Source organism: Hamadaea sp. NPDC050747 (assembly GCF_040654195.1).
Lineage (GTDB): Bacteria > Actinomycetota > Actinomycetes > Mycobacteriales > Micromonosporaceae > Hamadaea.
This window is the reverse complement of sequence record NZ_JBFAHM010000008.1, coordinates 48,293-69,444: the sequence shown is the minus strand read 5'-3', so window position 1 is coordinate 69,444 and position 21,152 is coordinate 48,293. Positions and strand designations below refer to the sequence as shown.

Here is a 21,152-nt window from a genome sequence, read left to right as displayed (position 1 = left end):
ACGCTCGAAACAGTTCTTCCGAAAGAGTAGACTTTCCGGCATGGACGCCCGGACAATGCGCGCACTCGCCCACCCGACCCGCCTGGCCCTGTTGGAGGTGCTCAACCTGCACCCCAGCCTCACCGCGACCGAGGCGAGCGAGCTGATCGGCGTCTCCCCCACCAACTGCGCCTTCCACCTGCGGACTCTCGGCCGCTACGGGTTCGTCGAGGAGATCGAGACCGGCCCCGGCCGCCGCCGCCCGTGGCGGGTCAAGCAGGCCGACATCCGGTTCTCCGACACCGACGGGGAGGCTGCCACCGCGCTCGCCGACGTCATGCTCGACCACTGGCTCACCCGTATCCGCACGGTCCAAGGCCGCCGCCACTCGTTGCCCGCGCGGTGGCAGGAGGTCCTCGGCGGTTCCCAGACCATCGTGTACGCGACACCGGACGAGACCCGGCAGCTGGTGGACGACGTGCGAGCCGTCCTGAGCCGGTACAACGAGCGCGCCCAGGATCCCGACGAGCGCCCGGACGGCGCCGAACCGGTCGAACTGCTGGTGTTCACGCAGCTGTTCGACGCCCTATCCTCGTGATCATGCGGCTGGCGAGCATCCACCTCTACCCGGTGAAGTCCCTCGGCGGCGTGGCCGTCGAAGCAGCGGCGGTCGAGCCCTGGGGACTCCAGCACGACCGCCGCTGGCTGGTGCTCCACCCCGACGGCGGCTACCTCACCGCCCGTGACGAGCACCGGATGCTCGGCGTCACGGCAGATCCCGCGACCGGATCGGTGACGCTGACCGGATTGGACGGCAGCCGGCTCACCGTCGCCGAACCGGTCGACGGCGACCTCGTGCCGACCAGGGTGTCGCGGCTGGAGCAGATCCGCCTCGCGCCGGCGGAGGCGCACGAGTGGTTGTCCGTCCAGTTCGGACGCTCGCTGCGGCTCGCCTGGCTGGACGACCCGCGCCGCCGCCCGATCGCCGAAGACCACGGCGGGCTGCCCGGCGACCCGCTCAACCTCTCCGACGCCGGTCCGCTGCTGGCCGCCACCACGGCCTCGATGCGGCAGCTCAACGACTGGATCGCCGAAGGCGCGGCCGAACGCGGTGAGGAGGTGCCAGAGCCGTTGCCGATCAGCCGGTTCCGGCCGAACCTCGTGTTCGACGGCTCCCCCGGCGAGTCGGCCGAACCGTTCGCCGAGGACGGCTGGCAGCGCGTACGCGTCGGGACGGTCGACTTCCGCTTCGCCGAGGTCTGCGACCGCTGTGTGCTCACGACGATCGACGCGGCCACCTTCCGGACCGGTAAGGAACCGATCCGCACCCTGGCCCGGTTCCGCAAATGGGACGGCAAGACCTGGTTCGGCGTACGCCTCGTCCCGCTCGCGGAGGGACAGCTCCGGGTCGGCGACGAGGTGACGGTCAGCTGAGTTCGGTCGGCACCGCCACGACGTCGACGAAGGCGCCCCGGCGCAGCACCGTCAACGACAGCCGCTGGCCGATGGCCGGACCGAGCATCAGCCGCTGCACGTCCTGGACGCCCTGCACCGGCCGGCCGCCCGCGGTGACGAGGATGTCGCCGAGGTAGATCCCGGCGACCCCGGCCGGGCTGCCCGGCACGACCTCGACGACGCGTAGTCCCCGGCGCTGCCCCAGGCGCTCGGCGATCGGCGGGGGCAGCGGCACCGGCACACCGGCGACGCCCAGCCACGCTCGGCGTACCCTGCCTTGGCTGACGAGATCGGCGATGATCTGGCGGGTGTTGGCGTTGATCGGCACGGCCAGGCCGACGCCGATGCCCGCGACCGCCGTGTTGACGCCCACGACCCGGCCCCGCGCGTCGGCGAGCGCGCCACCGGAGTTGCCGGGGTTGAGCGCCGCGTCGGTCTGGATGACGTCGTCGATGAGCCGGTTGCGGCGGCCGTCGTAGACGGGCAGCGACCGGCCGAGCGCGCTGACCACCCCGGCCGTGACCGAACCGGCGAGGCCGAGCGGATTGCCTACGGCGACCACGAGCTGGCCGACGCGCAGCTCGTTCGCATCGCCGAGGGTGGCCGGCGGCGAGCCGGCCGCGGCGACCCGGACCACCGCCAGGTCGGCGAGCGGGTCCGCGCCGACCACGTCGAACCGGGTCTCCTCGCCGTCGCCGAACTCGGCGGTTCCGGTCTGCGCACCGGCGACGACGTGGGCACTGGTCAGGAGGAAGCCGTCGGTGGTGAACAGCACCGCCGACCCGGCGCCCGCCCCTCGGGGAGTACGCACACTGAGGCTGGCGACGCTGGGCAGGACCGTCGCCGCCACCGAGGTCACGACCCGGGAGTACGCGTCCAGAGCGTCGGACTCGAGCTTGTCAGCATCCATGTATGGGCGAACGTCGTCGGCGATCCGAACCATCCGCCCGTCCGCCCTGGGCGGAATTTCGCTCGTACGCGGATCGAATCGGCCGCTAAGCTGCGCGCTCAACCACGGACGGGGAGGTACGGGCATGCCCGACAAGGCGGAGCTCCTGCGACTCGTTCGGGACGCGTCCCTCGATGCCGACCGCGTCAGCGCTTTGGAGTCCGCGTTGTTCGCCGGCGGACTGCACCCCGACGCTCCGGTGGTCGTCGGAGCGTTGATCGAGTACGCCGCCGCGGGTGAGGCCGACGATGCCGAGAGCCTTCTGCTCACGGCGGCTCAAGTCGTCGACATGCTGCCCGAGCCGACGGCCGCCGCGGTTCTGCGACCCCACCGCGAGAAGGTGCTCGGTCTGCTGGCCGGGCCCGATCCCGAGACGACGGAGACGGCGGCCGGGCTGCTCGGGTCATGCGGTGTCGATCCTGCGCTGGCCGCGCGGCTGCGTGTGATCGCCGACGCGCCGGGGACCGACGCGTGGCTACGATCGACCGCCATGGTGTCGGCGGCTCGCCTGGATCCGGCGGCGGCCGCCCGCTGGTTACCCGCCCAGCTCGACAGCCGGCGGGCAGTGGCGGCGCTGGACGCGATGCGAACCATTGGACTACCACCGCCGCCGGCGAGCGCCGCAGCTCTTGCTCGGGCCTGGGCTGCCGACTCGGAGCAGGCAAGTCCCCACTCGCTCACCAAGCTCGTCCGCTATGTCGGTGACTACTCCGTGCTGCCGGCGATCGCAGGCGTCGGCGACGATCGCGCGCGAACCGACGTCGCGTCCGCGCTCGGCGCTCTGCACGCGGTGGAGCCGCTTTCGCCCGAGCTGACCGACCTGCTGCTGACACTGCTCGACGACTCCGCGGTCGAGGTTCGCCGCCGGGCGTACCAGGTGGTCGTCTTCGACGCGGCGCTGTCCCGGCGAGCGGCCGACCGGCTGGCCACGGACCTCAGCCGGGGCGATCGTGCGCGCCCGGGAGCGATGTACGCGCTGATCGACATCGGTGACGACCGCTGGCAGCCGTTCGCCGGCCAGGCGTTGCGGGAGGGGTGGGCGCCACCGAATCTGGCGGCGGCATTGGTCTCGGCGGACTTGCCGTGGGCGCAGCTCCGCGAAGAGGTGCTCCGGCGGATCGAGGCCATCGTCGCCGGCGAGCCGATGCCGCTTCGCCGGCGCATCGATGAGCTGCGCAACCTCGTGCTCGTAGCCGATCGCAGCGGCGACGCCACGGCTCGGGCCGAGGTGGGCCGGCTGTTCGAGCGAGCCGACGAGGTCGACAAGATGATCATGCGCCGAGCGTTCCGGCAGACGGATTGACTCAGCCGGTGCCGCCGCCGACGGCCGCGTCGCCGGTTGGCACCTCGTCAGCGGCCGGACGCTTCGGCGGGACGAGACTCTGGAGGTCGCCGCCGGTGTCCGACAGCCGCAGCACGAACGGCCGGCTCGGCGTGTAGCGGATCGCCGTGATCGACCCGGGATCGACCGAGATCCGCTGGAACAGATCGAGGTGCAGGCCGAGCGCGTCCGCCACGATCGCCTTGATGACGTCGCCGTGGCTGGACGCGACCCAGATCGCGTCCGCGCCGTGTTCGGCTTCGACCCGCGCGTCCCAGCTGCGAACAGCGGCCACCGCGCGCGTCGCCATCCCCGCCATGGACTCGCCGCCGGGGAAGGTCACTGCCGCCGGATGCTGCTGAACCGTGGCCCACAACGGGTCCTTGGCCAACTCCGACAGCTTGCGGCCGACCCAGGCGCCGTAGCCGCACTCGGTGAGCCCGGCCTCGACGACGGGGGCGACGCCGGGCAGCGCGAGTTCGAGCGTCTGGCGGCAGCGCTTGAGCGGGCTGGTCACGACGGCCGCCAGCGGCAGGCCCGCGAGCCGCTGCCCGACCGCCTCCGCCTGCTGCCGGCCGCGCTCGTCCAGCTCCACGGGCAGGTCGCCGGCGAGGACGCCGTCGGCGTTCGCCGTCGTACGCCCGTGGCGGAGCAGCAGAACGATGGTCACGGCAGAAGTCTAGTTTTTCTCAGTACGCCGTGATCGCCCCAGTGACGAGCAGGGCGATGATGCCCAGCCCGAGGGCGACGCGGTACCAGACGAACACCATGATCGAGTGGTGGGCGACGTACTTGAGCAGCCACGCGATCGCCGCGTACGCCACCACGAAGCTCACCACGGTGCCGACGATCAGGGCGACGGTCGACACCGACGGCCCGGAGATCGCGTCCTTCAATTCATACAGCCCAGCCGCGGTCAGCGCCGGAATGCCGAGCAGGAACGACAGCCGGGTGGCCGTCACCCGATCGAGGTCGCGCAGCAGACCGGCGGTGATCGTCGCACCCGACCGGGAGACGCCTGGGATCAGCGACAGGCACTGGGTGAACCCGATGATGATCGAGTCCTTCATCGTCAGGCCCTGCTCGCCCTTGATCTGCGTCGCCGCGTGCTCGGCGAAGGCCATCGGGATGCTCCACAGGATCAGGGCGGCCGCGACGACCCAGAGGCTGCGCAGACCGCCCTTGATCAGATCCTGGGCGAGGAAGCCGACGATGCCGACGGGGATCGACCCCACGATGACGTACCAGGCGAACCGCCAATCGGGCTCCTGCCGCGCCGAGGCCGAGAAAAGCCCCCGGACCCATGCCTTCACGACCCGGACGATGTCCTTGAAGAAGTAGATGATGGCGGCGAAGATCGCGCCGATCTGGATGACCGCCGTGTACGCGGTCACCGCCTCGTCCTTGATGTCGAGCCCCAGCAGCTGCTCGGTGATGGTCAGGTGCCCCGTCGACGACACGGGGAGGAATTCGGTGATCCCCTCCACGACGCCGAGCACCACCGACTGCCAGACCTCGATCTCCGACATCTACTCTCCCACTCCCGAAAGCTCCAACGCCTCTGCGAGGGTACGCAGTGTCGCCATTCCGGATTCCGCGTCCGCGGCGAAGAGCGACACCGAGAGCGTAGTCACCCCCGCGGCGGCGTAGTCACGCAGCCGGGCCGCGATCCTCTCCTTCGGACCGATGAGACTGGTCCGGTCGATGAACTCGAACGGAATCGCCGCCGCCGCATCGCGATGACGCTTGGCCAGATAGAGATCCTGGACCTCGCGCGCGGCGTCGCCGTAGCCCATCCGCGTCGCGAGTTGGTTGTAGAAGTTCTGCTCCCGGCTGCCCATGCCGCCGACGTAGAGCGCGGCGTACCACCGGATCAGCTCGGCGCAGGCGGCCAGGCCCTCGGGTGAGTCGTCGTCGCCGACGACGACCGGGACGCTGGGCACGACGTCGAAGCCGTCCAGCGTCTTGCCGACCTTCGCCCGGCCCTTGGCGATCGAGGCCAGCTGTTCCTCGGCGTACTCCGGGGAGTAGAAGATGGCCAGCCAGCCGTCGGCGATCTCGCCCGCCAGCTCGAGGTTCTTCGGCCCGATCGCGGCGAGATAGATCGGCACGTGCTCGCGCGGCGGATGGAAGCTCAGCTTCAGCGCCTTGCCCGGACCACCCGGCAACGGCAGTTCGTAGTGCTCGCCGTGGTACTCGACGGTCTTCCGGCCGAGCGCCAGCTTCACGATGTCGACGAACTCCCGCGTACGCGCCAGGGGCTTGCCGTAGCGGACGCCGTGCCAGCCCTCCGAGACCTGCGGGCCGGAGACGCCGAGACCCAGCCGGAATCGGCCGCGGCTCAGCGCGTCGATGGTCGCGGCGGTCATCGCGGTCGCGGCGGGCGTCCGGGCGGGGATCTGCATGACGGCGGTGCCGACGTCGATCCGCTCGGTCTGCCCGGCGATCCAGGCCAGCATGCTGGGCGAGTCCGAGCCGTACGCCTCCGCCGCCCACACGACGGCGTAGCCGAGCCGGTCGGCCTCCTGGGCGAGGGCGAGATGATCCGCCGGGGTGGACCACGCGGTCTGATAGCCGAGGCTGAGTCCAAGCTTCATGCCGACATGCTACTGGCGAGTAGCCTGCTGGCAACCATCCGGCTGACGCACTTCTGGCGGGTCGCCCGAGAGGCTCCCCGGCTGCTGCACTCCCGGCGGCTCGCCGGAGGGACTCCCTAGTTAGGTGGACAGGCCGGGCATCAGGCCGCCGAGGCTGGGCCGGCGGAGGATCACCCGCCGGGTTCCGTCCTTGAGCAACTGAAGCCGGTCCAGCTCCCAGCCGTTGTACTCGGCCTGCAACGTCAGCCGCACCGCGGCGGTCATCCTGTCGACATCCGGTGGCAACCGCAGCGGTGCGTATTCGTAGTCCATAGCCCGATCCTGCGCCTGATGGGCGAAAGCGACAAGTACCTCAAGCCGGTTCGATGGCGGAGACGTCGTCGAGCGCCCGGCTGATCTGTGGCGGCAGCTCGACCTCCTCGCAGCGCAGCGCCTCGCTCAGCTGATCCGCCGTACGCGCGCCCAGGACCGGCGCGGTCACGCCGGGCCGGTCCCGGATCCAGGCCAGCGCCACCTGTGCGGGTGACACCCCGAGGCCCTGGGCCGCCGTGAGCACCGCCTCGACGATCGCCGAGCACCGCGGATCCAGGTACGCGAGCACGAACTGCTCGTACTGGGCCGAAGCCGCCCGGGAGTCGGCGGGACGCCCATTGCGGTACTTGCCGGTCAGGACGCCCCGGCCGAGCGGCGACCAGGGCAGCACCCCGACGCCGAGCGCCTCGCAGGCCGCCAGCGACTCCCGTTCGACGCTGCGTTCGAGCAGGGAGTATTCGAATCCGGCCGCCACGATCGGGGCACGCTGCGGCCAGGCCTGCTGCCACGTCGCGGCGCGGGCGATCTGCCAGCCCGCGAAGTTGGCCACGCCTGCGTACCGGACCCGGCCGGTCGACACCGCGTGATCGACCGCGGCCATCGTCTCCTCGAACGGGGTCGCCGGGTCGTAGCCGTGCACCTGCCAGATGTCGAGGTAGTCGGTGCCGAGGCGGCGAAGTGTGATGTCCAGACTGCGCAGGAGATGGCCGCGCGAGCTGTCGCGGCGGCGGGCGCCGTGCGACCGCACGCCCGCCTTGCCCACGATGAGCAACTCGTCCCGGGGAACCATCGCGTCCAGGAGGGTGCCGAGGACCGCCTCGGCCTCGCCGTCGGCGTAGACGTCGGCCGTGTCGACCAGCGTCCCACCGGCATCCACAAAGGACTTCAGCTGCGCGCCAGCGTCATCGGGGTCGGTGTCGTGACCCCAGGTCATCGTGCCGAGGGCCAGCCGGGAGACCGACAGCCCGCTGCGGCCGAGCGGACGCTGCTGCATGAGGTGAACGATATTCGCTCCGGGCGTGTCGCGTCACTGCCGCCCGTGGTGTTCTACCGGCGGCAGTGACAGCGGGTGACCCCAGGCTCAGTGATCGTGGTCGTGATCGTCGTCCTCGGCGTGCAGGTGCTCGTCCATCCGGCCGATGAGCCGGTCGGACCCCGACAGCGTGAACGGGCCGGCGCCGTCGCTCTCCTCGAACGTCTCCGGGTCCAGCGGCTCATCCACCTCGGCCACCGCCACCAGGCCGTCCAGCGGCTCCAGCTCCGGGATGTCCAGAGCGGACAGCGAACCGTCACCCGACTGGAGCAGCTCGACCAGCGCCTCGCTCACCGACTCGACCGCACCGGCGTCGGCGCCCATCGCGGTGTCGCGCGCCTCCTGGCCCGCCCTGAGCAGGGCCGCCACACTTGGTACGCGGTAATCACGCCGTTGCCGCACCGAGATCACCCGCGGATGCGGGTCGTCGCCGGGGGCGGTCTCCTCGCCGAAGAACTGATCCGCCTTGTCCACGTCGATGCTGTCGACGTTCCACGGCGTGACCTCGCCGAACACGTCCAGCAGAGCGTCGTCGTACGCCACCGAGGCGTTGTTCAGGGCGACGTAGGTGCGCCAGACCTCGTCGTCGTCGATCTTGCCACCGGCGGCGCGTACCGCCGCGAGGTGTTCACGCGCCGCGGTGATGACCGCCTCCAGGGCGGCGTCGACCTGGGCGTCGGTGTAGCTCATGGGCTTGTCCCCTTCGGACTCTCAACGGTTTTTCGGCGGCGGTCAGCTGCTGCGGAGCAGGCGGTCCAGCACTCTCACGCCGAACTCTAGTCCCTCCGCCGGGACGCGCTCGTCAATGCCGTGGAACAGCGCGGCGAAGTCCAGGTCGGCCGGCAGCTGCAGCGGAGAGAAACCGAAGCAGCGCATGCCGAGCGTGGCGAACGCCTTGGCGTCGGTCCCACCCGAAAGCATGTACGGCACCGGGCGTGCCCCGGCGTCCTCCGCCCGCAGCGCCGCCGCCATCGCGTCGACCAGCGGCCCGTCGAAGGTCGTCTCCAGGGCCGCCTGGTGGTGCACCGTCTCGATCTCGATCTGGTCGCCGACGACCGCGCGCAGCTGCTCCTGGAACTGGTCGGCGAAGCCGGGCAGCGTACGGCAGTCGATCGTCGCGGTCGCCTTGCCCGGAATGACGTTGTCCTTGTAACCGGCCGACAGCCGGGTCGGGTTGGCGGTGTTGCGGATGGTCGCGCCGACGATCCGGGCGATGGGGCCGAGCTTGGCGATGGCCTTCTCCGGGTCCGGGTCCAGCTCGACGCCCAGCACCTCGGAGACGTGCTCGAGGAACGCCTGCACGGTCGGGGTCACCACCACGGGGAACTCCGTACGCCCGAGCCGGGCCACCGCCTCGCACAAAGCGGTCACCGCGTTGTCGTCGTTGACGAAGGACCCGTGCCCCGGGCGGCCGGCCGCGTGCAGCCGCAGCCAGTCGATCCCCTTCTCGGCCGTCTGGATCAGGTAGAGCCGCAGGTCCGGCGCGACCGTCACGGAGAAACCGCCGACCTCGCCGATCGCCTCGGTGCAGCCCTCGAACAGCTCGGCGTGCCGCTGGACGAGGAAGTGGGCGCCGTAGTCGCCGCCGGCCTCCTCGTCGGCGGTGAACGCCAGGACGATGTCGCGCGGCGGCACGTAGCCCTCAGCCTGCCAGCCGGTGACCGTCGCCAGGACCATCGCGTCGAAGTCCTTCATGTCGACCGCGCCCCGGCCCCAGACGTAGCCGTCCTTCACCTCGCCGCTGAACGGGTGGACCGACCATTCGCTCGCGTCGGCCGGGACGACGTCGAGGTGCCCGTGGACCAGCAGCGCACCGTGCGAGGAGTCCCGGCCGGGAATGCGCGCGACCAGGTTGGTCCGGCCCGGCGCCGACTCCAGGACCGCCGGCTCGATCCCGGCCTCGCTCAGCACGGTCGCGACGTACTCCGCCGCCTTCCGCTCACCGGCGCTCGTGTCGAGATCGCCGGTGTTGGTCGAGTCGATCCGGATCAAGTTGCTGCAGAGGTCCACGACGTTCGTCATGGATCATTCCTACCGCAAGCAGGCCGGGGACCACACCCCGGCCTGCCGCCGAAAGATCACCAAGCGGTCACCGAACGATCACCAGCCGAAGCCGGCGGCGTAGGTGACGTTCGCCAACACGGCCTGCCCGGAGGTGTTCGGGTGGAAGTAGTCCCACCCGGAGACCTGGGACAGCTGGAACGGGTAGTTGAACACCGCGTTGTCGTCGAAGTCGCAGTTCGCCCCGTACGCCGCGCAGGCCTGGGCGAGCTGGCTGTTGAAGTCGACGACCCGCTGGCGTACGCGGGCGCGCCGGTCGACGTCGGCCTGGGCGGTCGAGGTCGGGTTGGCCAGCAGCGACTGGCAGATGCCGAACAGGTTCCAGGTGCTCACCGCCGAGCTGCTGACGTGCCCGACGTTCCAGAGCTGCCAGACGTTCGGGATGGAGATGACGGCGACCTTGGCGCTGGGCAGCCCGGCCTTGATCCGGTTGAGCGCCGAGTCGATCGACGTACGGAACGCGGCCACCGAGGTCATCGAGGACTCGCTGCCGGTGCAGGCGTCGTTCGCGCCGATCAGGATCGTCACGTACTGGACGCCCTGGCCGACCGCGGTGCCGGCCTGCCCGTACATGTCGGCGACCTTGGCGCCGGACTTCGCGTCGTTGTAGTTCTTCCCGGAGATCGCGGAGTTCTTGGCCAGGATGCGGGAGTAGTGGCTGTTGACCGAGGAGTAGGTGCCGGTGCTCCAGGACCGCGACGGGCAGTCGACGTACCAGCCGCAGGCGTTGAACCCACGGGTGATGGAGTCACCCATGCTCGCCATCGAGTTCGGCGGCGGGCCGGGGTCGGCGGCGGCGGGCGAGGCGAGCAGGACGGCCGCGATGAGGCCGGCGAAAAGGGCGAGGAACTTGCGCGGTACGCGCATCGGGGGCCTGCCTTTCCTGTCGGGACGGGGGTTACCAGACAGTAACGTCGGTGTGGCCGCCATCACAAGAGTTACACCCATGAATTCACCGACCGGTGCCGGTCCAGCATGGACAGCCGATCGATCATGTACTTACGGGATCGATCAGGGCGCTGGGAACACGCCACGCCGGTCGATCACGACCGAAAGTTCATGATCGCGCGGAAAGGGCAGGGCGGGCAGGGCTAGATCATGTGCTCGGGGGCGATCAGCTCGTCCATGTCGTAGACCTGGGCGAGGAGCGAGTGATCGGCCCGGATCACGAACACCTCGTCGGGGCCGACGGTCAGCAGGCTGACGCCCGGCTCCACGGAGATCCACGACTCCTCGGCGGCGATGAGGTCGAGCGCGAGGCGGGTGGCCGCCGGGGTCAGGCCGATTTCGTCGCCGAGCCGGCGCAAGGTGACGCGAACGGTCGTGCCGCCGCCGTCCGGCGCCTGCTCCTCCGCGAGCCGCCGTAGCCCGATCCCGGCGAGCACCCCGCGTTCGAGCATCTGGGCCGCCGCTTCCTCGGCCGCCTCGGTCGGCGTGAGGGGCAGGATGTCGAGGGGGTTGGCCGCGAACTGGGCGATCACCCAGGTCTCGCCGTCCGGCCCGGTCACCTCGTCGAGTACGCCGAGGGCGATGAGGCAGTCCACCAGGTGGCGCAGCGTCAACGGCACCGGGATGCCCGCTCGCGAGCAGCATTCGGTGAAGGTCTCGATCCGCCGCGTACGCGCCTCGACGACCTGGTCGTAGTGCGAGCGGACCTCCTCCTCGGAGTGGCCGGGCGACTGCTCGAACCACTCCTCGACCGGACCGGGATCGCACCACACCGGCTCGTCCCAGGGCAGGCCCAGCTCGGGACGGTCGTACCAGGACCGGGGGAACCGTGGCGCGTCCTCGTCGTCGGGCACCACCCGGAGGCTGGCGACCGCACACGGCAGCCAGCGCACCCAGGACGGATGCATCGGAGCCAGCCTCCACAGTGGCTGCTCCTCCTCCGGCTCCCAGCCCACGACCGCTCTCTCCCCAGGACCGTCCCTTGTCGTCAGTCGCGAACGGTACCCCAGTGGTCCGACATCGACGCCGACCCGGGTAACTAACCGGTTAAGCCATGAAGCCTTGCCATCCGGTGAGACAGCTAGCGTGTTGACACTTAAACGGTTCAGTGCTGTGATCGCAGGCACGCCCATCCCCCACCATCACGGGAGCACTCCATGCACCGTCCCCTCCAGGTCCTCACCGGCGAGCCGCTGCTCGGCGTCAACTTCTGGTCCCGAGTCGGCGGTCCCCGCATGTGGACGCGCTACGACCCGGCGGTCGTCGCCAAGGAACTGCAGGTCCTCGCCGACCACGGGCTGACCGTCACCCGCAGCTTCTTCTTCTGGCCCGACGCCATGCCCGCCCCGGACCGGCTCGACGAGGACGTCATGGCGCGCTTCGCCGACTTCCTGGACCAGCACTCGGCATACGGGCTGACCACGATCCCGACGCTGATCGTGGGGCACATGTCCGGGGAGAACTGGGACCCGTCCTGGCGCGGCGGCCGAGACCTCTACAGCGACGTGTGGCTGGTCGGCCGGCAGGCGTGGTTCGCCGAACAGGTCGCCCGGCGGTTCGCCGCCCATCCGGCGGTCGTCGGCTGGCTGCTGTCCAACGAGATGCCCCTGTACGGCGGGCGCGGCACCGTCGAGACGGTGTCCTCCTGGGCACAGCTCGTCATCGCCGGGCTGCGCGCCGGGGGCGCGACCCAGCCGGTGTCGATCGGCGACGGCGCCTGGACGATCGAGCTGAGCGGGCTGGAGAGCGGCTTCCGGCTGGCCGAGCTGGGTCCGCTGCAGGACTGGATCGGCCCGCACGTCTACCCGATGGGCGACGACCAGGTACGCCAGCACTGGCGGGCGGCGTACACGTGCGAACTGGCGCACGTCGCGGGCAAGCCGGTGGTGCTGGAGGAGTTCGGCGCGTCCAGCGACTTCGTCTCCGACGACAACGTCGGCCACTGGTACCGGCAGCTGCTGCACACCTCGCTGCTGGCCGGATCGACCGGCTGGGTCGGCTGGAACAACACCGACTTCGACGACCTGTTCGACGAGGCGCCCTACTCGCATCACCCGTTCGAGCTGCACTTCGGGGTTACCGACGTGCACGGGCAGCCCAAGGCGTCGCTGCGCGAGATGGCGGCGTTCCGGCAGATCCTCGACGCCGTCGACCTGCCCCGCTGCGTACGCGACGACAGTCAGGTCGGGCTCGTGGTCACCTCGCACGCCGACACGGCGTACCCGTTCACCGACGAGCGAGAGCGGCGTGTCGCGTTCGCGGCGGTCGAGCAGGCGTACCTCGGGCTGCGGTCGGCCGACCTGCCGCCCGCGCTGATCCGGCAGAGCGCCGGGGACGCGCCGGGCGGGATCCCGGACGGCTGCGGGCTCTACGTCCTGCCCAGTCTCAAGCAGCTCACCGCGCCCGGCTGGCGTCGGCTGGAGCAGCTGGCCGAGGCGGGCGCGACCGTGTTCGTGTCCTATTGCGACGGTGGCACCGACAACCAGCGCGGCCCGTGGTACGCGGGCGTCGACCGGATCTTCGGCGTCCGCCACGAGCTGCGCTACGGGTTGGTCGACCGGGTGGAGGGCCCGTCCGTGCGCTTCACCGTCACCCAGGACTTCGGCGGGCTGCGGGCCGGGGACGCCCTGGACTTCGCGGTCGGCGGCAACGAGCACCTTCGGGCGTACCTGCCCGTGCAGGCGGTCGACGCCGAGGTGCTCGCGGTGGACCCGAACGGCCGGCCGGCCCTGCTGCGCCGGGCGGTCGGCGACGGCGGGATCGTCTTCTGCGCGTACCCCTTGGAAGCCATGGCGGCCGCGACGCCGCACGTCAACCCGGACCCCACCGGGCGGCTCTACGCGGCGCTGGCGGCGCTCGCGGGCGTGACGCCCGCGGTCCGCGTGGCCGACCCGCGCGTGTTCGTGGACGCCTTGCGGCACGCGGACGGCGACCGGTTCGTCTGGCTGATCAACGCGGTGGACGAGCCGGTCACCGTGGTGCCGGTCCGCGCCGACGGCACCCCGGCCGGGCTGCGCGATCTCGCCGCGGGGCACGAGGTGGCCCAGGTCGATCTCGAGCCCTTCGGGGTACGCGTCCTACGCGACCCGGCGCGGTGACGGCTAACGCGGCGTGAACCGGATGGGTTCAGTCTCCCGTGATGGCACAGCGGTGCGGGGCGCCCCCCACTGGGCAGGACCTAGTCCTGCCCAGTGGGGGGCGCCGTGCTGCCCCGGGGCACCAGCCTCGGCGTCGCGTCCTGCGCGGTGGCCGACGAGGTGCCGTCGACGATCTCCAGCAGCCGCTCCGCCGCGTGCGACCCGTAGGCCGCGATGTCCCGGCTGACCGCGGACAGCTGCGGATGCACCAGCTGGCACAGCGGGGAGTCGTCCCAGGCGACCACCGACAGCTCCCGGGGGATGTCGACGCCCATCTCGTGGGCCACCGCGACGCCGGCCACCGCCATCACGTCGTTGTCGTAGATGACCGCGGTCGGCATCGGGCGGCGCGACAGCAGCGCCCGGGTCATGCGAGCGCCTTCCTCACCGGTGTAGTCGGCGTAGACCGTCGCGACCTCCGGCAGGCCGAGCCGTTCCGCGGTGGCCGCGACCCCGCGGTCGCGCAGTGCGGTGTGGTAGAGCCCGGGCAGGCCGGCGACCCGGGCGATGCGCCGGTGGCCGAGCGCCGCGAGATATTCGACGACCTCGGTGACGGCGCCGGTGTCGTCGCTCCAGATGCCCGGCAGCGTGCCCAGTCCCTCCGGCCCGCCGATGACCACGCACGGCATCCCGAGTTGTTCCAGCAGCGGTACGCGGGGATCGTCGCGACGCAGGTCGACCAGGATGACCCCGTCGACCCGGCGCTGTGCCCACCACTGCCGGTACGCCGCCATCTCCTTCTCCTGGTCGTCGGTGACCTGGAGGAGCAGCCCGACGTCGCGGGCCGACAGGGTCGCCTCGATCCCGGAGATGAGCTGCATGAAGAAGGACTCGATGCCCAGCGTCCGGGCCGGGCGGTCGACGATCAGCCCGAGTACGCCGGTCCGCCCGTCGGACAGCGCACGCGCGGCGCTGCTCGGATGCCAGCCCAGGTCGCGGGCGATCGCGAGGATCCGCTGCCGGGTGGCGTCCGAGACGCCGGGCTTTCCGTTCAGCGCGTAGGAGACCGCGCCCTTCGATACGCCGGCCGCCTTGGCGATGTCGCCGATGGTCTTCCGGGGGGCCGCGATCCGGGCCGGGCTGGAGCTGCCGCTGTGCATCGCTCCATCTTGAGGCCAAGAACCGGTTAAGGCAAACATGCTTACGGTCAGCGGTCAATGCCTACCTGACACGAGCTATTGACACTTAAGCGGTTCAGTGCTGTGATCGCAGACACCTGACGGTCATCTCCGCGAAACATCCGCCGACATCTGGGAGCGCTTCCCACCCCCTCACTGGAGCCCCACCCCTCACTGGAGACAGCCATGAGTCTGAGCAGAAGGCAGTTCCTCGGCACCACAGCCGGCGCCGGCATCGCGGCCTTCCTCGCCGCGTGCGCGGAGGAGTCGGCCAAGCCTCCGGCCGAGCGCATCCTCAACGTGTTCGCCGGCGCCTCGGGCCAGTTCACCGAGAACTACAACCAGTTCGCGCCGACCCCGCTGAACGGCACCCGCGGCCTGATCTACGAGCCCCTCTTCTTCTTCAACCAGGCCAAGGCCGACGACGTGCTGCCGCTGCTGGCCACCAAGTACGAGTTCGGCGACGGCGGCAAGTCGCTGACGTTCACCCTCCGCGAGGGCGTCCAGTGGAGCGACGGCAAGCCGTTCACCGCCGACGACGTCGCGTTCAACTTCCTCTACCGCAAGAACAACCCGGCGCTGAACGCCAACGGGACCAACATCGTCGACGCCACCGTGGTCGACGCCAAAACCGTGAAGATCACGTTCAAGGACGCGGTCTACACCGAGCTGTGGAACATCGCGGGCCGCACCTACATGGTCCCCAAGCACGTCTGGGAGCCGATCGCCGACCCGACCAAGGAGGTCAACGCCGACCCGGTCGGCACCGGCCCGTTCGTCAAGGACTCCTTCGCCGCACAGAGCTACGTGCTCAAGAAGAACCCGAAGTACTGGGACAGCGGCAAGCCGAAGATCGCCGGGCTGCGCTTCTGGTCGTTCACCGGCAACGACGCGGCCACCACCGCGCTGGCCTCCGGGCAGCTCGACTGGGCCGGCATCTTCATTCCCGACATCCAGGGCCAGTTCATCAGCAAGGACTCGGCGCACAACAAGTACAAGAACGAGTCCTTCCTCTACGTCACCAACCTGATCCCGAACCTGACCAGGCCGCTGTTCGCCGACCCGGCGGTGCGCCAGGCCATCAACGTGGCGCTCGACCGGCAGAAGATCATCAAGCTGGCCTTCGCCGACCTCGGTACGCTGCCCAGCCCGTTGCAGCTGGTGGTGCCGACCTTCCAGAGCTACGTCTCCCCGCAGCACGCCGAGGCCAAGGTCGAGTACAACCCCGACAAGGCCAAGCAGCTCCTGGAGGGCGCGGGATGGGCCAAGGGCGCCGACGGCGTCTACGCCAAGAACGGCAAGAAGCTCAGCTTCTCGTGCAACCTGGTCACTGGCTGGACCGACTACGAGGCGACCATGCAGGTCGTGCAGCAGCTGCTCAAGGAGGTCGGCATCGAGTTCAAGCCGAACGCCTTGTCCTACAACGCCTTCATCGCGGCGTTGCAGAGCGGCGACTTCGACATGGCGATCTACAACGCCTGGGGCGGGCCCAGCCCGTACTTCATGTACTACAACATCTGCAGCACCAAGAGCATCCCGCCGGCGAACCAGAACAACGCCCGCTGGAAGAACGCCAAGGTGGACGCCGCGCTGGCCGCCATCGCCGCCACCCCGCCGGACCAGATCGACGCGATCAAGCAGCAGATCTACGTGATCCAGGACGAGATCGTGGCTGAGACCCCGTACATCCCGATCCAGCAGTCCAGTTCGCTGGCGGAGTTCCGAACCCTGCACGCCACCGGCTGGCCGTCGGAGGAGAACCCGTACGCGCTCGCGCTGCCGTTCTCCGAGCCCGACTGCGGCATCGTCGCCAAGAACCTGAACCCCGCCTGATATCGGGGCCGGCCCCGTGGTGCCCCGGGGCCGGCCCTTCTTGGCGTCTGAAAGGAGGCACGGATGCGATTCGTCCTGCGGAAACTGGGGTTCTACGCGATCGCGGCGTGGGCGGCGGTGACCCTCAACTTCTTCATCCCCCGGCTGATCAAGGGGAACCCGGTCGACCTGTTCCTGTCCCGGGTGCAGGCCACCTCACCCCCGCCGCCGGAGTACCGCCGCGCACTGGAGCTGCAGTTCGGCGTGACCGACGACCCGTTGTGGGTGCAGTATCTGGGATATCTGAAGAACCTCGCGCACGGCAACTTCGGCCTGTCGATCACCAACTATCCGGTGCCGGTGAGCACGGTGATCGCTCAGGCGCTCCCGTGGACGCTGGTGCTCGTCGGGGTGAGCCTGACCATCACGGTCGCGCTCGGCGTCGGGCTGGGCGCGCTCGCGGGATGGAAGCGCGGCACCTGGATCGACGGGCTCATCCCGTCGACCACCTTCCTGGCCGCCATCCCGTACTTCTGGCTGGCGCTCATCCTGCTGTTCCTGCTCGGCTCCACGCTGGGCTGGTTCCCCCTGAACTTCGGCTACGACGTGTCGGCCTTCGCCGGGCCCGAGGCGAGCGGAGCCTTCCTCAGCAGCGCGATCTATCACGGCACCCTGCCCGCGCTGACGATCGTGCTGTCCGGCGTCGCGGGCTGGATGCTCGGCATGCGCAACATGATGGTCTCCACGATGGCCGAGGACTACGTCGTCATGGCCGAGGCCAAGGGCCTGTCGCCGCGCCGGGTGATGCTCTCCTACGCCGCCCGCAACGCCGTCCTGCCGAGCGTCGCCGGATTCGCCATCTCGCTCGGCTTCGTCGTCAGCGGCCAGATCGCCACCGAGATCGTCTTCAACTACCCCGGCATCGGGTTCGCCCTCATCCAGGCGGTCAACAGCGCCGACTATCCGCTGATGCAGGGCATCTTCCTCATCATCTCGCTCGCCGTGCTCGGCGCGAATCTCCTGGTCGACCTGCTCTATGGCGTGATCGACCCGCGTACGCGACAGGAGGCCCGCGCGTGACCGCCGTGCTCGCCACTCCCACCGCGCCGGTGGCCGACGTTCCGCGTACGCGCCGCCGCCCGTCCGGCAAGCTGGTGGCGGGACTGGGCATCGCCGGAGCCTTCGTGCTCCTGTCCGTCCTCGGTCCCCTGCTGACCGGCGATCCCGAGGCGCTGAGCTACGACCAGCTCCAGGGTCCGTCGGGCGCGCACTGGCTGGGCACCACGAACACCGGACAGGACGTGCTCGCCCAGCTGATGTCCGCCACGCGCGGCTCGCTGACGATCGGCGTACTGGTCGGGGTGTTCGCCACCGTCGTCTCGCTGATCATCGGCGTCGCCGGCGGCTATCTGGGCGGCTGGCTCGACGAGTCGTTCTCCCTGCTCAGCAACGTCTTCCTGGTGCTGCCCGGACTGCCGCTGGTCATCCTGATCACGGACTACACGGAGACCAAGGGCCTGCTGATGATCGCCGCGATCATCAGCGTCACCGCGTGGGCCGGGCCGGCTCGCGTCCTGCGGGCGCAGACGTTGTCGCTGCGCAACCGGGACTACGTCGACGCCGCCCGGGTCGCCGGGGAACCCGGCTGGCGCATCGTCGCCTTCGAGATCCTGCCGAACCTGGCCCCCATCGTGGCGGCGCAGTTCGTCTTCGCCGTCCTCGGCGGCGTCCTCATCGAGGTCGGCCTCGCCTTCCTCGGCCTGGCCGGCGGGGCCTCCGGCTCCTGGGGCGGAATGCTCTACTACGCGCTCTCCGCGTCGGCCCTGCCCCGGGGCGCGTGGTGGTGGTTCGTGCCGCCCGGTCTGTTCTGCGCGCTGCTCGGCACCGGGTTGTCGCTCATCAACTTCGCCATCGACGAGCGGGTCAACCCGCGGCTGCGCAAGGAGGCTTCGTGATCGGCCACGATCCGCGGCAGACTCAGTCGGCTCCCGGCGCCGGCCGTCGGTTGGCCGGTGACCAGATGACCGAGCCCGTGCTCAGCGTCCGGGAGCTGACCGTCGACTATGGACGGAGCACTCCGGTTCGGGCGGTACGTCAGGTCAGCTTCGACCTCGCCCGCGGCGAAGTGCTCGGCATCGCCGGGGAGAGCGGCTGCGGCAAGTCGACTTTGGCGTACGCGATCACCCGGCTCCTGCGGCCGCCGGCCCGGCTGACCGGGGGGTCGATCACCTTCACCGGACCCGGGGAGGATCCCGTCGACGTTCTGGCGCTGGAGGGCGACGCCCTGCGCGCCTTCCGCTGGCGCCGCATCGCGATGGTGTTCCAGTCGGCGATGAACTCCCTCAACCCCGTCCTGACCGTACGCAAGCAGCTCGCCGACGTCTTCGCGACCCATGAGCCCGACCTGCCCCGCAAGGCGGTCGACGAGCGCTGCGAAGAACTGCTCGACCTCGTCGGCATCGACCGGGCCCGGCTTTCGGCGTACCCGCATGAATTGTCGGGCGGGATGCGGCAGCGCGTGACCATCGCGATGGCGCTGGCCCTGCGACCGGACGTGATCGTCATGGACGAGCCCACGACGGCGCTGGACGTGGTCGTGCAGCGCGACATCCTGGACGAGATCGATCGCCTGCGCGAGCTGTTCGGGTTCGCGGTCGTCTTCATCACCCACGACCTGTCGCTGCTGCTGGAGATCAGCGACCGGCTGGCGGTCATGTACGCGGGCCGGTTCGTGGAGACGGGAACCTCGCGGGAGATCCTCGAGAACCCACATCATCCCTATACGCAGGGCCTCTTGCGCTCGTTCCCGAGCCTGCGCGGCGATCGTGAAGCGCTGCGCGGCATCCCCGGTACGCCGCCCGACCTGGCCCGGCTCACGGGCGGCTGCCCGTTCGCCCCCCGTTGCCCGCACGCGTTCGAGCCCTGCTCCACCGAACCAGAGCTCGTCGCGGTCCGCGGCCAGGGTGTTTCCGAGCCTCCGCACACCGGCACGCTGGCGGCGTGCCATCTCGCCGAGACGAGGGTGACGTCGTGACCAGCCTGGAAGTCCAGAACTTGAGCAAAGTGTTCACCGTGCGCGACCAGGGCAAGCGCACTCGGCTGACGGCCGTGGACGACGTCTCGTTCTCGCTGCGGTCCGGCGAGACGGTGGCGCTCGTCGGGGAGAGCGGCAGCGGCAAGTCGACCATCGCGCGGATGCTGGCCCGGCTGACCCGGCCCACCTCCGGGAGCATCCGCCTCGACGGCCGCCCGCCGGGATCGAAACGGGACTACCGCGGGCAGGTCCAGATGGTGTTCCAGGACCCGTTCGCCTCCCTCAATCCGGCCCATTCGATCGGCTATCACCTGCGCCGGCCGCTGCTTCTGCACGGGCGCGCCCGGCGCGCGACGGCCGCCGACGGCGCGGTGGACCTGCTGCGCCGCGTGAACCTGACCCCACCGGACCAGGTCGCCCGGCGGTTCCCGCACGAACTGTCGGGCGGTCAGCGGCAGCGGGTCGCCATCGCTCGGGCCCTCGCCCCGGGGCCACGTATCCTCCTCGCCGACGAACCGGTGTCGATGCTCGACGTGTCGATCCGGCTGGAGATCCTGCACCTGATCGACGAGCTGAAGCGGGAGGAGGACCTCGCCGTCCTCTACGTGACGCACGACCTCGCCACCGCCCGCTACTTCGCGACCTCGATCATGGTCATGTACCGGGGGCAGATCGTCGAAAGCGGGCCGAGCGACGACGTGATCCTGCGCCCGGCCCACCCCTACACCCAGCTGCTCGCCGCTGCCGCCCCCGACCCGTCGACCGTGCGGCCGGCGCGGGAGTCCCTGGTCGTACGCGGTGGGAAGCCACCCGCGTCGGGCTGCCTCTTCCGCAACCGCTGCCCGCACGCGATGCCTACGTGCGCCTCGGCGGTGCCGACGTTCGGCGTGGCCGGCTCACCGTCGCACTCCGCTCGCTGCTTCCTTCTCGCGTGATCATTTCCCGCCCCCTTCTCGCGTGATCGTCGCGTCAGCCATGCTGTTTCGGGCGGCGAAATGTCCGATGAAACAGCATGGCTGACGCAATGATCTTCCGGCGCCCGGCAGGTGGGGGCGGAGTGGCGGCGCTTACTTGTGGCGGAAGTGCACGAAGATGCGGCCGAAGTTCTTGGAGTCCTTCTCCACCCGGTGGTAGAGCGCCTTGATCTCCTTCTGGTCGAGGAAGCGCAGGACCTTCTTCTTGAGCTGACCTGAGCCCTTCCCCGGGATGATCTCCACCAGGGTGGCCTTCTTCGCGATCGCTTCACGCACGATGCCGTTGAGCGCGCGATCGATCTCGCCGCCCTTGTTGTAGATGTCGTGCAGGTCCAGAACGAGCTTCATCGCCTGCCAGCTTAGCCGCTGGACGGGGACGCCCGGGTCGCGTCCGGCCCGTCCGGGACGCGTCCGGCCCGTCC

At 70.1% G+C, this 21,152-nt stretch carries 21 protein-coding genes; 9 read left to right on the top strand and 12 right to left on the bottom strand.

Annotated features, from left to right (window positions below; translation table 11 throughout):
* The first annotated feature begins 40 nt into the window (after positions 1-40).
* Together AB0H43_RS19975 and AB0H43_RS19970 are read left to right on the top strand one after the other, a co-directional pair.
* A complete protein-coding gene (locus AB0H43_RS19975) occupies positions 41-577 on the top strand; it encodes a helix-turn-helix domain-containing protein (RefSeq protein WP_360001023.1) in 537 nt (178 codons plus the stop codon).
* Positions 578-579: 2 nt separating this feature from the next.
* A complete protein-coding gene (locus AB0H43_RS19970) occupies positions 580-1,413 on the top strand; it encodes an MOSC N-terminal beta barrel domain-containing protein (protein ID WP_360001021.1) in 834 nt (277 codons plus the stop codon).
* On the opposite strand, the gene AB0H43_RS19965 is transcribed toward AB0H43_RS19970, so the two are convergent.
* Positions 1,406-2,344: a trypsin-like peptidase domain-containing protein gene (locus AB0H43_RS19965; RefSeq protein ID WP_360001019.1), complete on the bottom strand. Its 939-nt coding sequence runs from the start codon at positions 2,342-2,344 to the stop codon at positions 1,406-1,408. The genes AB0H43_RS19970 and AB0H43_RS19965 overlap by 8 nt on opposite strands.
* Before the next feature lie 124 nt (positions 2,345-2,468).
* Here AB0H43_RS19965 and AB0H43_RS19960 point away from each other — a divergent pair, with 124 nt between their 5' ends.
* Entirely contained in the window at positions 2,469-3,686 is a 1,218-nt protein-coding gene (locus tag AB0H43_RS19960) for a hypothetical protein (protein WP_360001017.1), read from the top strand.
* 1 nt (position 3,687) lies between these two features.
* On the opposite strand, the gene AB0H43_RS19955 is transcribed toward AB0H43_RS19960, so the two are convergent.
* The 9 genes from AB0H43_RS19955 to AB0H43_RS19915 all read right to left on the bottom strand — a co-directional run bounded on the left by AB0H43_RS19955 (position 3,688) and on the right by AB0H43_RS19915 (position 11,611).
* Positions 3,688-4,374: a histidine phosphatase family protein gene (locus AB0H43_RS19955; protein ID WP_360001015.1), complete on the bottom strand. Its 687-nt coding sequence runs from the start codon at positions 4,372-4,374 to the stop codon at positions 3,688-3,690.
* Between the two features lie 19 nt (positions 4,375-4,393).
* Positions 4,394-5,233: an undecaprenyl-diphosphate phosphatase gene (locus AB0H43_RS19950; protein ID WP_360001013.1), complete on the bottom strand. Its 840-nt coding sequence runs from the start codon at positions 5,231-5,233 to the stop codon at positions 4,394-4,396.
* Positions 5,234-6,301: an LLM class F420-dependent oxidoreductase gene (locus AB0H43_RS19945; RefSeq protein WP_360001011.1), complete on the bottom strand. Its 1,068-nt coding sequence runs from the start codon at positions 6,299-6,301 to the stop codon at positions 5,234-5,236.
* A 120-nt stretch (positions 6,302-6,421) separates the two neighbouring features.
* A complete protein-coding gene (locus AB0H43_RS19940) occupies positions 6,422-6,613 on the bottom strand; it encodes a DUF5703 family protein (RefSeq protein WP_360001009.1) in 192 nt (63 codons plus the stop codon).
* A 40-nt stretch (positions 6,614-6,653) separates the two neighbouring features.
* Positions 6,654-7,607 carry an aldo/keto reductase gene (locus AB0H43_RS19935; protein ID WP_360001007.1) on the bottom strand — a complete coding sequence of 318 codons (954 nt, stop codon included), beginning with the start codon at positions 7,605-7,607 and terminating at the stop codon, positions 6,654-6,656.
* An 87-nt stretch (positions 7,608-7,694) separates the two neighbouring features.
* Positions 7,695-8,336 carry a hypothetical protein gene (locus AB0H43_RS19930; RefSeq protein WP_360001006.1) on the bottom strand — a complete coding sequence of 214 codons (642 nt, stop codon included), beginning with the start codon at positions 8,334-8,336 and terminating at the stop codon, positions 7,695-7,697.
* Between the two features lie 42 nt (positions 8,337-8,378).
* Positions 8,379-9,668 (bottom strand): M20/M25/M40 family metallo-hydrolase, encoded by a 1,290-nt coding sequence (locus AB0H43_RS19925; RefSeq protein ID WP_360001004.1) that lies wholly within the window; start codon positions 9,666-9,668, stop codon positions 8,379-8,381.
* A 78-nt stretch (positions 9,669-9,746) separates the two neighbouring features.
* Entirely contained in the window at positions 9,747-10,574 is an 828-nt protein-coding gene (locus AB0H43_RS19920) for an SGNH/GDSL hydrolase family protein (RefSeq protein ID WP_360001003.1), read from the bottom strand.
* A gap of 224 nt (positions 10,575-10,798) precedes the next feature.
* Complete coding sequence (locus AB0H43_RS19915; protein ID WP_360001001.1) at positions 10,799-11,611, bottom strand: DUF6042 family protein; 813 nt, start codon at positions 11,609-11,611, stop codon at positions 10,799-10,801.
* 201 nt (positions 11,612-11,812) lie between these two features.
* On the opposite strand from AB0H43_RS19915, the gene AB0H43_RS19910 reads away from it, so the two are divergent.
* Entirely contained in the window at positions 11,813-13,753 is a 1,941-nt protein-coding gene (locus AB0H43_RS19910; RefSeq protein ID WP_360000999.1) for a cellulase family glycosylhydrolase, read from the top strand.
* Between the two features lie 80 nt (positions 13,754-13,833).
* On the opposite strand, the gene AB0H43_RS19905 is transcribed toward AB0H43_RS19910, so the two are convergent.
* Entirely contained in the window at positions 13,834-14,862 is a 1,029-nt protein-coding gene (locus tag AB0H43_RS19905) for a LacI family DNA-binding transcriptional regulator (protein WP_360001675.1), read from the bottom strand.
* Positions 14,863-15,096: 234 nt separating this feature from the next.
* On the opposite strand from AB0H43_RS19905, the gene AB0H43_RS19900 reads away from it, so the two are divergent.
* The 5 genes from AB0H43_RS19900 (at position 15,097) to AB0H43_RS19880 (ending at position 20,691) form a co-directional block, all read left to right on the top strand.
* On the top strand, positions 15,097-16,743 hold the full coding sequence (locus AB0H43_RS19900) for an ABC transporter substrate-binding protein (RefSeq protein ID WP_360000996.1): 1,647 nt from the start codon (positions 15,097-15,099) through the stop codon (positions 16,741-16,743).
* A gap of 63 nt (positions 16,744-16,806) precedes the next feature.
* A complete protein-coding gene (locus AB0H43_RS19895) occupies positions 16,807-17,802 on the top strand; it encodes an ABC transporter permease (RefSeq protein WP_360000994.1) in 996 nt (331 codons plus the stop codon).
* Entirely contained in the window at positions 17,799-18,677 is an 879-nt protein-coding gene (locus AB0H43_RS19890) for an ABC transporter permease (RefSeq protein WP_360000991.1), read from the top strand. The genes AB0H43_RS19895 and AB0H43_RS19890 overlap by 4 nt, the downstream gene beginning before the upstream one ends.
* Positions 18,674-19,756 carry an ABC transporter ATP-binding protein gene (locus AB0H43_RS19885; RefSeq protein ID WP_360000989.1) on the top strand — a complete coding sequence of 361 codons (1,083 nt, stop codon included), beginning with the start codon at positions 18,674-18,676 and terminating at the stop codon, positions 19,754-19,756. The genes AB0H43_RS19890 and AB0H43_RS19885 overlap by 4 nt, the downstream gene beginning before the upstream one ends.
* Complete coding sequence (locus AB0H43_RS19880; RefSeq protein ID WP_360000987.1) at positions 19,753-20,691, top strand: ABC transporter ATP-binding protein; 939 nt, start codon at positions 19,753-19,755, stop codon at positions 20,689-20,691. Before AB0H43_RS19885 ends, AB0H43_RS19880 begins: the two co-directional genes overlap by 4 nt.
* Before the next feature lie 132 nt (positions 20,692-20,823).
* On the opposite strand, the gene AB0H43_RS19875 is transcribed toward AB0H43_RS19880, so the two are convergent.
* Entirely contained in the window at positions 20,824-21,078 is a 255-nt protein-coding gene (locus tag AB0H43_RS19875) for a Smr/MutS family protein (protein ID WP_360000985.1), read from the bottom strand.
* Between the last annotated feature and the right edge of the window lie 74 nt (positions 21,079-21,152).